13 protein-coding genes are annotated in these 14,315 nt (G+C 52.4%); 6 read left to right on the top strand and 7 right to left on the bottom strand.

From position 1 onward, the window contains the following. Positions 1–117 precede the first annotated feature (117 nt). Entirely contained in the window at positions 118–2,169 is a 2,052-nt protein-coding gene (locus tag C2E16_RS08900) for an FUSC family protein (protein ID WP_084969981.1), read from the bottom strand. Positions 2,170–2,505: 336 nt separating this feature from the next. Here C2E16_RS08900 and mqo point away from each other — a divergent pair, with 336 nt between their 5' ends. Further along, the gene (gene mqo / locus C2E16_RS08895) at positions 2,506–4,164 is read left to right on the top strand and encodes a malate dehydrogenase (quinone) (protein ID WP_038630035.1); all 1,659 of its coding nucleotides are present in this window, start codon (positions 2,506–2,508) and stop codon (positions 4,162–4,164) included. Between the two features lie 107 nt (positions 4,165–4,271). Here mqo and umuD read toward each other — a convergent pair whose 3' ends face one another. Continuing rightward, on the bottom strand, positions 4,272–4,691 hold the full coding sequence (umuD, locus tag C2E16_RS08890) for a translesion error-prone DNA polymerase V autoproteolytic subunit (protein ID WP_038626612.1): 420 nt from the start codon (positions 4,689–4,691) through the stop codon (positions 4,272–4,274). Positions 4,692–5,140: 449 nt separating this feature from the next. On the opposite strand from umuD, the gene C2E16_RS08885 reads away from it, so the two are divergent. Then, a complete protein-coding gene (locus C2E16_RS08885) occupies positions 5,141–5,383 on the top strand; it encodes a helix-turn-helix domain-containing protein (RefSeq protein ID WP_052133909.1) in 243 nt (80 codons plus the stop codon). Between the two features lie 28 nt (positions 5,384–5,411). Here the strand turns inward: C2E16_RS08885 and C2E16_RS08880 are convergent, their stop codons facing one another. The 3 genes from C2E16_RS08880 to ymcF all read right to left on the bottom strand — a co-directional run bounded on the left by C2E16_RS08880 (position 5,412) and on the right by ymcF (position 6,620). Beyond that, on the bottom strand, positions 5,412–6,005 hold the full coding sequence (locus C2E16_RS08880) for a LysE family translocator (RefSeq protein ID WP_038626614.1): 594 nt from the start codon (positions 6,003–6,005) through the stop codon (positions 5,412–5,414). Between the two features lie 86 nt (positions 6,006–6,091). Beyond that, the gene (locus tag C2E16_RS08875; protein ID WP_038626615.1) at positions 6,092–6,358 is read right to left on the bottom strand and encodes a DksA/TraR family C4-type zinc finger protein; all 267 of its coding nucleotides are present in this window, start codon (positions 6,356–6,358) and stop codon (positions 6,092–6,094) included. 118 nt (positions 6,359–6,476) lie between these two features. Continuing rightward, positions 6,477–6,620, bottom strand: coding sequence for a cold shock small protein YmcF (gene ymcF, locus C2E16_RS21480; RefSeq protein WP_425325812.1), 144 nt, complete (start codon positions 6,618–6,620; stop codon positions 6,477–6,479). Positions 6,621–7,638: 1,018 nt separating this feature from the next. Between ymcF and C2E16_RS08870 the strand changes: the two genes are divergently transcribed. Beyond that, the gene (locus C2E16_RS08870) at positions 7,639–7,995 is read left to right on the top strand and encodes a hypothetical protein (RefSeq protein WP_084969980.1); all 357 of its coding nucleotides are present in this window, start codon (positions 7,639–7,641) and stop codon (positions 7,993–7,995) included. Between the two features lie 223 nt (positions 7,996–8,218). Here the strand turns inward: C2E16_RS08870 and C2E16_RS20545 are convergent, their stop codons facing one another. Beyond that, the gene (locus C2E16_RS20545; RefSeq protein WP_133052040.1) at positions 8,219–8,572 is read right to left on the bottom strand and encodes a hypothetical protein; all 354 of its coding nucleotides are present in this window, start codon (positions 8,570–8,572) and stop codon (positions 8,219–8,221) included. Between the two features lie 691 nt (positions 8,573–9,263). Between C2E16_RS20545 and C2E16_RS20790 the strand changes: the two genes are divergently transcribed. Continuing rightward, complete coding sequence (locus C2E16_RS20790; RefSeq protein WP_159378810.1) at positions 9,264–9,509, top strand: biofilm development regulator YmgB/AriR family protein; 246 nt, start codon at positions 9,264–9,266, stop codon at positions 9,507–9,509. Positions 9,510–10,147: 638 nt separating this feature from the next. On the opposite strand, the gene C2E16_RS08860 is transcribed toward C2E16_RS20790, so the two are convergent. Beyond that, entirely contained in the window at positions 10,148–11,023 is an 876-nt protein-coding gene (locus tag C2E16_RS08860) for a manganese catalase family protein (protein ID WP_084969978.1), read from the bottom strand. Between the two features lie 468 nt (positions 11,024–11,491). Between C2E16_RS08860 and C2E16_RS08855 the strand changes: the two genes are divergently transcribed. Further along, on the top strand, positions 11,492–12,025 hold the full coding sequence (locus C2E16_RS08855) for a hypothetical protein (RefSeq protein ID WP_084969977.1): 534 nt from the start codon (positions 11,492–11,494) through the stop codon (positions 12,023–12,025). A 711-nt stretch (positions 12,026–12,736) separates the two neighbouring features. Beyond that, positions 12,737–14,209: an aldehyde dehydrogenase family protein gene (locus C2E16_RS08845; RefSeq protein ID WP_084969975.1), complete on the top strand. Its 1,473-nt coding sequence runs from the start codon at positions 12,737–12,739 to the stop codon at positions 14,207–14,209. Positions 14,210–14,315 lie beyond the last annotated feature (106 nt).

The raw sequence follows: 14,315 nt of genomic DNA, 5'->3' as shown, positions 1-14,315 counted from the left end.
CTGGCGCAGGTTATCCACAGAAAATGGGGATAGCCTGTGTATGAATAAGTATAAATCGGCGCGCGGCTGCCTGACGCCGTGTCAGACAGTCGCGGCGCGCCTTTCCAGCACGAAACATCAGCGTTTTTCCGGCCAGCGCTGCTGCGGAAAAAGGGATACGCGCAGGTTAAACAGCGAGACCAGCGGCGCGAGCGCGGCGCTGTCCTGCGCGGCGAGCGCCTCCAGCTTAAGCAGCAGCTCGTTCAGCTCATCCAACAGCGTCTGATGCGGGATGACCTGTAATGAACGCAGTCGCCGCTTCAGATACAGTCCCAGCTCATGAAACATCTGGCCGCTTTCCAGCCGATGCTTTTCCAGCACCTCGCGATGGCGGGCATAGAAATCATAACAGTTGGCGCCCAGCCAGGCTTCAGTGATGAGATCGCCGCCAGCAAGCAGCTCAGGATCGGGATCGAGACGTTTGCGCGGCAGAATAATATTTACCCGATCGAGCATGCGGGCGACAAACTGCTGGCGCGACAGCAGCGAAGAAGCGTTGCGCTCAATCTCCTTAATAAAACCCAGCAGATCGCGGATGCCTTTGCGCACCGCGCGCTTTGCAATCCATGACGGTCGCTTATTGCGGATGATCGCGGTCAGCGTCACCGCAAACAGGATGCCCACCAGCGATGAGATCGCCGCGTTCAGGGTGGCGATCAGGTTGGGAACATAGTGATGGCTAAGCCCGATAAAACCGGGTATCTGGATCGCCACGCTCAGGCCGATCAGATTGGTCGCCGGTCGCGCGATCGCCAGGCTGAGCGCAAACAGGCCGGGCAGCAGGCACATCATCAGCGCCTGCAGCGTGTTTGCCTGCGGGATCAGCACGCCAACATAAAACAGGCTGATCGCCAGCGCCACCAGCACGCCTTTTACAAAGAGCTTCATCGGCGTGACCGGTGAGTCGATGCTGGCGAAAAAGGAGCTGATGATCGCCGCCATCAGCGGCGCGCTGGCGCCGTCCGCCCAGCCGCTGCCGATCCAAAAAAGGCTGGAGAGAAAGGTGGCGAGAAAAGCGGTCAGCGACGACAGCAGCAGCAGGCCTTTATCGATATGCCGGTGTTCGCGCGGGTTGTTTATCAGCGGCGCATCGCTGTCGCTGTAAAGATCGCTGGCGCGCGCGCTAACGGATTGATAAGCGTCGACGATGCGTACAACGTTGGCCAGGCGATCCAGCAGACCCAGCAGCAGCATGCTCTCTTCCGCGCTCAGCTCCTGCCGACGCCAGGCCTGCTCCAGTTCAGATTTCCCCTGCGCCAGCGCGCTTCGCACTGTATCGACATGGCTGACCGCATCGTAATTAAGCCACAGCTGAAACTGTTGTAGCACCAGCGTGACGCAGGCCGGAAAGCGGATTTGCAGTTCCGCCAGCAGTCTCAGGCGCGTTTCAATCGCGGTCAGCGTCGGCAGCAGATAGCTAAGATGCTGATACTGTACGCTGACCAGCCGGATCACCTTGCGCGCCGCCTCCCCTTCATAAACGCAGTGGGTTATCAGCGTTTCGACGTTGAGCGGATAGTTCGCCATCTGAATCAGAATATCCTCCCGCTCCAGCGACTTATCCTTCGGCAGGCGCACCACCAGCTCGTTACAGAGTTTACGCGCGTTGCGGTACCAGTTATCGACGCTCTGTTCCAGCAGATGTTGCATGGGAACCGGGAACACCAGTCGGTGGATCAGCGTGCTGCAAACGATGCCCAGCGTAATCTCCTCGATGCGCGAAATCACCGTCCAGGTAATTGCCGATGGCGTAGTGACATCAGGAAAGCCCATAATGGCGGCGCTGTAGCCCGCCAGCATGAAAACGTAGCTTTTTGGCGTGCGATCATGCAGCGAGAGACAGAGGCAGGCGGTGACCCATAGCGAAACGCACAGGCTGAACAGCATCGGCGACTGCACGGTTTCCGGATAGATCAGCAGAATAAACAGACCGCCAAGCAGCGTGCCCGCCAGCCGAAACACCGACTTTGAGATCGTCGACGCCGCGTAGAGCTGCGAAGTAACAAATACCGTGGTCAGCGCCCAGGCGGGCTTTTCGAAATTAAGCAGGAGAGCGACAGATAACGCCAGAAACGCGGCCAGAGAGGTTTTGAGCGAGAACAAAACCGCGTTTTTTGAAAACCACTTCATGTTGAAAGAGTACCGTAGCACAGCTGTGTGGCGCGTATCCTGACAGAAGCGAGAAAATTTTACCTTTGATTATGTAATACAAATTATTTCTAATTTAATTAACTGAATTTAAACATATTTATAATGATGCTTATGACCAGGCAAATGTAGCGCTTTCTGCGGCCTTGGTTAAAAAAGAAAAGAGGGCTATTCCGCACGGCAGCAATTATCACGCCCGCCCTATACCATTTATTCGCGGAAAAAAATAACAACATTTGTTAAATAAACCTTTCATTTGTTGAATCAGACGTTAAAATGTCGCTCCTTTTTTATTATAAATCATTGCTTTTAACTCAAATGTCACATTCTACTAAGCTTTATTCGGCAATATCTCTCGCAGTAATGCTGGCCTGTTCCAACGCATACGCTGAAAACACCACGGAAAAGACAGATGTCCTGCTGATTGGCGGCGGTATCATGAGCGCCTCTCTGGGTACGCTGTTGCATGATTTGCAGCCTGACTGGAAACAGTTGATGGTTGAGAAGCTGGATGGCGTTGCGCTTGAGTCTTCTAACGGCTGGAACAACGCCGGTACCGGCCACTCCGCCAACATGGAGCTGAACTATACGCCGGAACGTAAGGATGGCTCGATCGATTTCAGCAAGGCGCTGGAAATCAACGAAGCCTTTATGATCTCCCGTCAGTTCTGGTCTACGCAGGTGAAGCGCGGCGTGCTGAACGATCCGCACTCCTTTATCAACTCTACGCCGCATATGAGCTTCGTCTGGGGTGATAAGAACGTCGATTACCTGACCAAACGTTACAAAGCGCTGCAGCAGACTACCCTGTTCCAGGGCATGCAATTCTCTACCGATCAACAGCAGATCAAAAAGTGGGCGCCGCTGATTATCGAAGGCCGCGATCCGCAGCAGAAAGTAGCGGCGACCTGGACGCCGGTCGGCACCGACGTCAACTACGGTGAAATCACCCGTCAGCTGATCGGCAGCCTGAAGAAGAATAAAAACTTCACGCTGGAAACCTCAACCGAAGCGACCGATTTCAAACGTAACGACGACAACAGCTGGCACGTAACCGTTACCGATGTGAAAACCGGTGAAAAACATGCCATCGACGCCAAATACGTCTTTATCGGCGCAGGCGGCGGCGCGCTGAAGCTGCTGCAGAAAACCGGCATCCCGGAAGCGGACAACTATGCAGGCTTCCCGGTTGGCGGCTCCTTCCTGGTGACCGAAAACCCGGCCATCACCAGCCAGCATGCTGAGAAAGTCTATGGCCAGGCTTCCGTCGGCGCGCCGCCGATGTCCGTACCGCACCTGGACGCCCGTTACCTTGACGGCAAGCGCGTGGTGCTGTTCGGGCCATTTGCGACCTTCTCTACCAAGTTCCTGAAAAACGGTTCGTTCCTCGATCTGTTAAGCACCACTACCACCAAAAACGTGATTCCGATGACCGACGTTGGTCTGGATAACTTTGATCTGGTGAAATATCTGATCGGTCAGGTGATGCTGAGCGACGAAGATCGTTTTGAAGCGCTGAAAGAGTACTACCCGTCCGCACGTAAAGAGGACTGGAAACTGATCCAGGCCGGTCAGCGTGTACAGATCATCAAAAAAGACGCAGAGAAAGGCGGCGTGCTGAAGCTGGGTACCGAAATTGTTACCGATCAGCAGAAAACGCTGGCTGCCCTGCTGGGCGCATCGCCGGGCGCTTCTACCGCCGCGCCGATCTCCATTAACGTGATCAAGAAACTGTTCCCGGAGCAGTTCAACTCACCGGAATGGCAGAGCAAGCTGCACGACGTCGTACCGAGCTACGGCCAGACGCTGAACGGCAACGTTGCCCTGACGCAGCAGGTATGGGATGAAACGGCGGCAACGCTGAAACTGACCAAACCGCCGGTGATTCAGATGAACAACGTCAATGCGCCTGCCGCGCCTGCCGCACAGCCGAAGCAGGAAGAGTCTAAAGCGCCTCAGCACGATATGGCGCTGTAAGCCTCGCTGTATAGCGCGCCGCGCTGCGACGAAGCACGCTGTAACGCAACAGAAAAAAGCCTCCGTTTTCGGAGGCTTTTTTTGCCCTGGCGACAGACGCCGCCTCGCTATTTCACCGCTTTAATCACAAAGGTCACGACGCCAAATATCTCCAGCCCCTCTTCCCCGCTGGGAATAATGGGCCGCCAGGCCGGGTTCATCGGCATCAGCCGCACCCTGGGCCGCAGCTCCAGCTTTTTTACCGTAAAGGCGCCGTCCACCGCCGCAACGACAATATCGCCATGCCCGGCAGTGAGCGAGCTGTCCACCACCAGCATATCGCCATCGCTGATGCCGCCTTCTGTCATTGAATCACCGCTGGCCCGGACAAAGTAGGTTGCGCTGGGTCGTTGCACCAGCAGGTCGTTAAGATCGAGACGCTGCTCAATATAATCCTGCGCCGGTGAAGGAAAGCCGCACGGCACGTGTTCGATAAAAAGCGGCAGACGCAACAGCGCGCCCAGCTCGACAGGTCTGATGAATTCCATAACCACTCGCCCAAACATACTGTATATAAATACAGTAAACGTAATGGGCGGTTTTAATCAAGCGCAGCGGTATCTTTTTTTCCGTGCAGCGTGAGGTCGGCGTTTATATTTCAGCCATTTTACTCTGCGAAGGCTTATTGATTATTGAGTGAGCAGGAGCGCTATCTTGTCCCGTACGCAATAGCATTATTAATACGTTTGGCAAAAAAATCAGCGCTGGCGAACAGGGATTGCGATTCTCACACCCGCATTTATTTTTCCGCCTCGCCCGTTATATGCCCTTTTCTTGCAACACTGGCTGAAAGCTTCCGTTTGGCGTGCCATAAAAATCGCAAAAATGCGCCATATCAAATAATTATAAAATTTAATCAAAATAGCTTGCCTTGACACCCGAATCTTCCGTGTCAATGATTAAAAAAACGGACAATAAAACTGTTGTGGAGATAGCTATGCCTCTGAAAGTGCTGTCCATGATTCCCGCAACCGCCGCCACGATTAAAGCGGCTCGCCAGGCGGCAGGCCTGACGCAGGCGGAAGCGGCAGAGCGTTTTAATTATAGTTTGCGGGTGTGGCAGAAAAAAGAAGCGGAGGCGGGAACGGGTAAAAATGGCGGGCTGACGCAGGGAGAATATGAGCTGTTGTTGCTGCTGGGTAATCTTCACCCGGATTATGCGCTGGCGCCGAAGAAATAGCGCGCGGCCAGCGTTGCCGATGCGGATTTTATGTTAGCGCGCTGAGCGCAAACAGGATCAGCAGCAGGCCGCCGCCGATATCCACCCATTTTCGCAATCGGTCAATGGGATACCTTTCTACTGAACGCAGCAGCAGTTGGCTGGCGATCGTCAGCCAGGCGACCATGATAGCAATATGCATCGACGCCAGCAGCAGATAAGCGCCCGTCCCGGCGGTGTTGCCGGCAAAACGGCTGACGACCGTCAGGTAGAGCAACAGCGCCTTCGGATTGATCACGTTCGCCAGCCAGGCCTGGGTTAAAGTGATGGGCTGCGTCTGCGCCGTCAGCCGCAGCGGCTGAGCCGTGAGACCGCCGCGAATCAGCCGACAGCCCAGCCAGAGCAGATAGATCGTACCCGCTATTTTCAACGCGCCGAACAATGAGGGAAACGCAGTCAACGCCGCGGTAATGCCCAACCCCACCAGCAGCGCATGGGTAAAAATGCCCAACGCCGTCCCAGCCATTATTGTTAGCACGCCCCGCGCTCCTGAGGTAAGCGCGCTGTTCATGGCCAGGGTAAAGCTGGCGCCGGGAGAAAGCACTACGGGTAGGATAGCGATAGCGAAGCCGCCAGGGTCCATGCGTTTTCTCCAGCAGAAGGGAGGCAGAGCGGTATAAAGGAGACGTAACGAGTGAAGCGGCGGCTTTTTAACAACCGCGCCATCGGCTAGCGGAGCTGGCTGTCTTTACTGCCCCGGCGATTATAGAGGCTGAGATGCTTGTGCTGTTTGTCCAGTTCTGTCTGGCAGGCAAGGCAGTAGCGTACGCCTTTCAGCGCCTGTCGCCTCGCTTCCGGGATCGCTTCTCCACACTCCTGGCAGTAATGCTCGCTTTCGCCCTGTCCCATCGCCTGACGCACGCGCGCCACGCCATCATTTACCGTACTGTCGATTTGTTCATTGACGGCTCCGTCAGAAGCCCAGCCGCTGGCCATTATTGCCTCCAGAAAAAGTTATTCAGAAGTAAATATGGTTGCTGAGCGCCCAGACTTCAAGCCGGCAAGCGATGACCGGAAGAGGGATTAGGTAAAAATATGGCTCGTTGGGAAAGTATCAGGCAGCCAGAGGGGTTAAATAGCTAACAATCATTGGGGCTTTACAGAAGATACAGACGGCGCCATGAGGATTGCGGTAAGAAACATCGAACAGGGAGATTCGGCATTGATGTCCGCTACAGCGCGAGCATCGATATTTAATCGTTAAAATAAATAATCCTTAATAATTACGTGTTATTCAGACAAGCTTATCACCCGCAGAGGCGACTGTCTGCTGTTTATTGACTTTTATTTTTTCTGCCGCCGCAGGCGACTACAGCGCATCAGAGACGGCGCCTGATACCGTTACGGCCCTGCCGCGACAAAGGTAAGACGCACGCTATTGGAATTTTTAAGCAGGCTTTCTCTCTTCACATGAAAAAGGCCACCCTGAGGTGGCCTTAATATTTATTACTTTTTTTATATTTTCTCAGAAAAGCATTGTGCGAATTTCTGGAAAGTTTTCCCTGGTATGGCAGATACGTGGCCTTTCCCTCTTTTCAGAGGAGAATTAGCGCTGTCGCCCTCTTCAGCGTCGGGCAACTTTTCAGGCTGCGGGACGTTGTTCAGGTGACGTCGCCATATTCCTTTAAAATACCTTATGTATCAACTCTCTTAAAGTACAGGTATCGCCACTTTATGCAGAGACATTGCGACGTCATTGTCGCGATAAGTCTGTACGCTTACCTGTTCCCTTTGTGCGCAGCAGGCAGGCTGTCAACCTACCCTGGCTCTACGACTGTTGAGCACATCACAGACTGTTTATGGCGCAGCATTAGCAGCGGCATCGTCATCTGCCCTCCCTCAGGCTCCTGTCTGCCCTTAGCTACCGGTCATTTGCTGTCTGCTATCGACCATTCGCCATTCGCCATTCGCCAAAATTACTTTGCCTGAAGCCGCGTTACCTCGATGGATTTATACTGCTCCAGCGCCACGCTTTTGCAGCCCTTGCGAGCCCTGTTTTGCTAACGCTATGGACTTTTTTGCCAGGGGAAAACAGTACCAACGTCATCCCCGGATGATCAGACTTATTTCATTTCGCAAAATAATCAATAAGTTAAATCATCTTATTAAAAAATACACAATTAATTAATGAATCTCAGGTAATAACAGTAATTTCTTACTATAATCTTTTTAGCGGAGTGCAAACTCGGCTTTTCAAAAAGCAGGATTTTTTTGTAATGAGTATGATGGAGCAGTTTATGGTTTGGTATGTGCTTGACTCTATTGTGAGCCCGGATTCAGATACAGCGTTTTCCCTTATTAGCTCGCCATGCAATCTAAAATTTGTTCTGTGGTACGATACGGAGCATTATCTCTCTCCTGGCGATAGCCTGGAAACGTCTGATAACGGCCTGATTGTTAATGGTCATGTACAGCCGGTCTATATCCTTGATGTTTCAATATTCCGTTCAGACTACTGGAAAAAACTTCGCGTTTACAATAAACGCTGCCCTGGCAATAACAACCAGTCTCATACCACCTGCTCCTACAAACAGCAGTGCCGCGTCAAAAAGTGCCCTTTCGTTTCCCATTAATGCTTTGATAATTTCTGACAGCATTATTGTAGCCGCCGAGATTTAACCTGATACGCTCGCAGCGGAGTTGGGTACGTGCTGTGATCATGTTAACGGTAATAAAGCACAGCCTTTATTTTTAGCTGCCTCAGTAATGAGGCAACTGGAAATGAATGGGCATTTTCATCATTAACGGAAAAAGCGCAATGCTAAAAATAATGATGTAAGGCCTGAGGTATCTATTTCAGCCGTGAGCTAAGGCCCGTTCTTCCAGACCATAAGGGCAACATTTAAAGCGGCACTCCCCTGAACGATCGCAAGACGTGGGCTTAAACGGGCCATTTGCCGGGCAATCCGTTCGGACGGATAATAACGACCAGTTTGCACGGTTAAAAGGAAACACAGAAATAATCACCATATCGCTTGCTGCGCCATTAACCAGCAGTTCTTCTCCATGGGTCGTTAATACATCTCCGGCATGAACCACCGTTTCGCCCTGATACCAGATAATCAGTTTAAGGTTTTTATGCGTAATAACGCAGGCAAAAACAGTGCCGGTTAAGGGACACATCAGCGAATCCATGACGTTATACTTCATATCTACCCTCGGTTAAACCATAAATAAAAATTACAATTTTTATGATAAGACATTTCTGATGGCTTGCAGCGATGCTTATCAATCATGGCAATGATATTTCAGTAACACATTAGCTGAAAGGAAAAGTCTTATTATTTTATTAAAATTAAGAAGCACATAGCAAACGTGACGTTTCACCAGGAAACTTTGTAAAGCTTAAATAAAGTGACATTTTCGGGCGTAAATTTACATTTTTTTGGCAACAATACTGAAAAACAAAATGATCAATTATCATTATTTATTCAAATATCCTTATACTTTTTACCTGACCACCTGGTTGTTTTTAAAGCTTAACCATTAATTAATTTAACACACCAATCTTTAACATATTATTTATTTCAAATGAATTACTAAGCATGCTAGTTTTAAGGCCATTAATAAAAAAAAAGAAACTATTAGGCAGTTATATTCCAGGAAACTGGTCATACCACACAAAAAACTCGATAAAAAAATGGAATAATCTTATTTTTCCTATATAACTTCTGCGGTGATGTTTAGTCACAAAGTAACGAATGGTGCTTTACACCGCCTCTGGAAACAAAGGGATTTCTGTTTTCAGAGGTTTTTTTTCTGTAATAAAAGTAAATGCAGGCATTACTGCTTTAACATTCTACCACCGTTTATTAGCAAATTGTTTCAATGGAGAGAAGCCGTGCATCAGGAACCCGCTATTGAAGTGCAGATTGCTGACTATTTTAAGCAGTCAGCGCCGCAGCAATTAAGTCAGGAGGAACTGCTGCGTACGCTGACCGATAATATCGCCCGCTCCAAAGAGACGCTGAAAGAAAAGGCGATCATCTCTGGCCTGCTGGAAAAGCTTGAAACGGAAAGCGACACCATTAAGCTGCAGGTCTATCGTCAGGCGCTGGAGGTATTATTGCGCAGAGATCTTCGCTGACGGCATACCTCTGTAGTCCGGTAACGTAAAACGCGCCCTGGTTTGAGATAATGTCGAACTGGCAATTTTCCCCGGTTCTCAAGTCGGTAATATCTCTTGTCAGCAGTATTCTGTTTGCCAGAATTATCCATGGTCGTTCCTGTTACCGGACCAGCTTTTTCTGAGTCAGCGGAAAGCAGCCCATTGACATCATTCAGGTGATCGATAATGCGCACTCTGTTCTCGAAAGAGATATTAAGCCGCTTATTCCGTCACTTTGCTACTTTATCCCCTTTCGTTCTGGCTGTGCGTTTCCTTTAGCCATCAGTAAAATTTGCGCCTTTCGGCATCAGGTTTTTGGTTTGTTAAGATCAAGGTTAATCAGATTCATCGTGACTGAAGTATTAACGGCGCTCCGCAGGCACTGCGTTACTGTTTATCAGAATGTTGGCGGAAAAGAGGAATTCAGGGCATAAGGATGCAACGTTCCAGCCGCAAAGGTATGTCCTGCGTTGAATAATACCAGAAGGCATGCGCGGAAAGCGGCCGCGCTGCGGCGGTAAGCCGCGCTAAATCACTTTGTTGATCGCAAAAAAAGGCCGCCCTCAGGCGGCCTTTGCATCCATTTTCAATATCCCGGGTCGTCAGTACAAACGGCCCTATTTCACTGCGCCAGAAGGCGGCACGGTGCCGGTCGGCGGAACGGCGCCGGAGATCTGCTCATTCTGCGCGCCGGAACCCGGACGGGCTGACCCCAGCAGCGGCTCGTCGCCCAGAATTTCAGGCTTCTCTTTCGCCGTAAACTGGCCTTTGCCATCGTACGAGGGGCCTTCGCTCCAGCGGCCTTTCGGCAACGGTTTATCCAGTGAGGTGTTGAGGCAGTAATAGGAATGCTCAGACGCTTCATGCTCCTGCGGGAAGCTGTTGGGGATCGGCAGAGAGGCGTTCAGACCGCCCATATCTTCAATCACCGCCAGCCACTGCTGCTGGTGCATAGTGTCACGCGCGATCAGGAAGGAGAGGAAATCCTTCATGCCCTTATCTTCGGTCATATTGTACAGGCGCGTAGCCAGCACGCGGCCTGTGGCTTCCGCCGTCACGTTAGCCAGCATATCCGCCGCCACGTTCCCTGATGCATAGATGTGGCTCATATCAAACGGCATGCCGTTCGCATTTACCGGCAGCGCGGCCAGTCCTGATGACAGGATATGACGCGGGTTCATGCCGCCCATAATGGCGTTGACCACCGGATCTTTTGCTGAAGCTTCCTGATAGGAAAGCGGCGCGCCCTCAAGGTTCAGCGCCACCGCATAGGCCAGCATTTCGATATGACCCAATTCTTCCGTTGCGGTTGACATTAACAGGTCACGGATGCGCGCATCGCCGCGTGCGCCCATCGCCTGGAAAAAATATTGCATGGCGACGCGGATTTCGCCTTCGACACCACCGATAGCCTGCTGAAGCAGCATTGCGAATTCTGGATCGGGTTTTTCTACACGTACCGGAAACTGCATTTTTGATGAGTGATGGAACATAAATCCTCCTCTCTCGCTTGATGGGTGGAAATGCCTGATCAAGCCTGGAAGGTGTTTATGCAGAAAGCAAATAAGGATAATAACTATTATCATTTGTTAGTAACGACTCTGATCTGCCGCTCTCTTTTCTTCTGGCCTTAGCGCCCGCTATTTTCATGACGCTAACCGCTTTTTTAACCGACGATAGCAGATTTTTCCGCTGTCAGGCTTGCTCGTCTTTGTTAAACCAATACCGAAAGAAACCTCCTGATTTAAGAAATAACCTATTAAAGCGATAGATTTAATAACCGCTGCTTTATTTGTTCGACCATAGCAATTGACTGCCTTGCCCGCGCTTTTGTTAATAAAAGTTAACGAAACGCCCCCGGCAGCGCCTGGTACTCTTTGCGGTACGTTCTATGATCAGATCGAGGGCGCTTTTGAACGATGCAAACAGGACGAATAACTCACAACGCAGGATATAAAAATATGAATATCGCATGCTTAGGCTGGGGCTCGCTGTTATGGAAGCCCGACGCATTGCCAGTGAGCGGTGACTGGCACGCTGATGGCCCTTCTCTGCCGATCGAATTTTCCCGCATTGGCGACAGCGGCGAACTGGCGACCGCCGTCTGCATTAATGCGCTCCTGGTGCCGGTATTCTGGACAAAGCTGGCAGTGGATACGCTGGAACAGGCGTGTGACGCGCTGCGCCAGCGCGAACAGATCCCGGAAGAACGATCAGATGGCATCGGCGCGTTGATAACGCAGGGGTCGGCGACCGGCCCGCTGGCGGAGTGGGCGCAGGCGCGGCAGATCGACGCGGTGATCTGGACGGCGCTTCCGCCGCGCATCGCGTACAGTGAAGGGCTGATCCCGACGCTTGACGATGCGGTAGCCTATCTCAGCGAACTGCAGGGTGAAAAGCGCGACCATGCGCGCCACTATCTTGAGCAGGTGCCGACGCAGATTGATACGCCCTACCGGCGCGGCATTAAGGCGCGCCTCGGCTGGGGCGTCTGACTCGTCACACGATTTACTGACGGCCCGCTCCGTTGGTCATTAGCGCCTTTCTCTTCCCGCTTGCGCATTTCAGGCGCTGGCGCCCGGCTGCGCGATGCGTCGACGGAGCGCTTTCAAACGCTGGCGGTCTTTAAGTTCTCCCGCCAGCTCAACAGCGTGCCTTTTCACCAGACGACGCGCTATTTCAAACGGGGCGGCCAGATTTCTTCCTTTTCCTTCTTCATCCTCTCCCGGCCGGGCTTTGAGGGTTTACCCTCATTAAAACGGTTACGTTTATCCCGCGCGCCTTTCTATCGTTTCGCCAGCCGCAAATGACCGGAGAACCGCGATGAGGTTACCGCACCTGCAACCGGACGTCGGCCCGTTAAGCTGAACCAACGATGTACGGCTTGATCTGGACGATGGCTTCCAGGGACAGTTTCATTGCACCTCAGGTTGTGCAGCAAAAGAGCTGAGCAACCGCCTCGGGATCATGATTGTTCGTGCCATGTTCATTGAGACAGGTCTCGTCCACACCATCAAGTCATCCCCATAATGTCTGCACACTCCGCGCAAAAATAACGTTTGCATTTATATAAGCGATCACTTACTTTTAAATTAAATGCGAAGCCAGCGAACAGCTTCTAGCTTCGGCGTCAAACGATCAGACCAAGGATTACCCGCTCCGTGTCTGCATCTATCAATCCGCGGGATACCCTTAGAGGAAATATCATGGAACGCTCGAATTTGACCGAAGCTGCGAAGAACTGGATCAACGGCAAATGGAATAACGGAGGCAAGATCAAACAGGCGGTCAGCCCTTCGACCGGTCAGCCGCTGGGCAACTACCTGGACATCGGCCCTGACGAAGCGCGCCAGGCGATCGAGGCCGCTCGCACTGCTTTCGACACGACCAGTTGGTCCAGAGAGCGCTCGCTGCGCTCTCGCGCCCTGTTCGAGTTAGCCGACGAGGTCGCCATACGAATGGACGAAATGGCCATTCAGCTCGCCCGTGAAGGGGGAAAACTGCTGGCACAAACCCAGTGGGAACTGGCATTGACGGTGGATTGGCTGCGTTATGGCGCCGCCACCGCGCTGCTACAGACCGGAGGGCGTGCCCTTGAGGCCGCACCAGGAGTGCACTTTCATTCCGATCCTGAACCTCTTGGCGTTGTGGGGGTGATCTCGCCCTGGAACTCGCCGATCATCCTGTCAGTGCGCGCTGTTGCTCCCGCACTGGCTGCCGGATGCACGGTAGTGCTGAAACTACCGCATCAAACCGCGCTTACCAATGCACTGTTTGCCCAGGCAATCGCAGCAGTCAAATCGCTGCCGCCGGGTGTACTAAACGTGATCACGGAAACCGGGAGTATCGGCGCCTCCATGCTGGTCGATTCCCCCCAGGTGAACATGATCAGCTATACCGGCAGCACCAGGGTGGGCCGCATCATTGCTGCCAACGGCGCCAAAACGCTCAAGCGGCTAAACCTGGAACTGGGCGGCAAGGCACCACTGGTCGTATTCGATGATGCCAACCTTGATGTCGTGGTACCACAGATCGTCATGGCTTTGGTCGCGATGAATGGCCAGTTCTGCTGCACCGGTTCGCGCGTGCTGATCCAGCGTGGCATTGCCGACCGATTGCGCGCCGCGCTGATTGAGGCTTATCAAAACGTTCGGCTCGGCGAAAGCGAGGATCCTCAGGCGCAGCTTGGTCCTCTGATCGATAAAGCCAGTGTTCGACGCGTCGATGCCGTGGTCGCCGAAGCAGAATCCTATGCAAATATCCTGTTGCGCGGCGGCCCAGTCGATGAGGGCCCTCTGGCCGCAGGCGCTTTCTACCGCCCCAGCCTGATCGAAGTACAGGACCTGGATACCTGTGTCATCCAGAACGAGATCTTTGGGCCAGTCCAGACTTTTGAAATTTTTGAAGACGAGGCCGACGCAATCATGCGCGCAAACGCTACCGAATTCGGTCTCGCCGCCTCGGTGTTCTCAAGCGACACGGCGCGCTGCCGACGAGTCGGCAAAGCTATCCAGGCCGGCCATATCTGGATAAACTGCTGGGGCGTCATGTCCGAGCACTTCGAACAGAGCGGCTTCAAGCAAAGTGGTATCGGCGTCCTCTGCGGGCCGTGTGCGATTGGGCAGTTCCAGGAAATTAAGGTATATGCGAGCGTTGAGGCAACGCCGACGTTACTCTGACGTTTATCGCCTCGCATCGACAGCCGTCCACTATGTCGCCAGCTTTACCTGCAAACTGAGGATGACACCCTACTGGTGTCATCCTTGTTTTACTGAATGGGATATA

The organism is Mixta calida (assembly GCF_002953215.1).
GTDB classification, from domain to species: Bacteria; Pseudomonadota; Gammaproteobacteria; order Enterobacterales; family Enterobacteriaceae; genus Mixta; species Mixta calida.
Note: the sequence above shows the minus strand (reverse complement) of the source record. Positions and strands in the feature narration are given on the sequence as shown.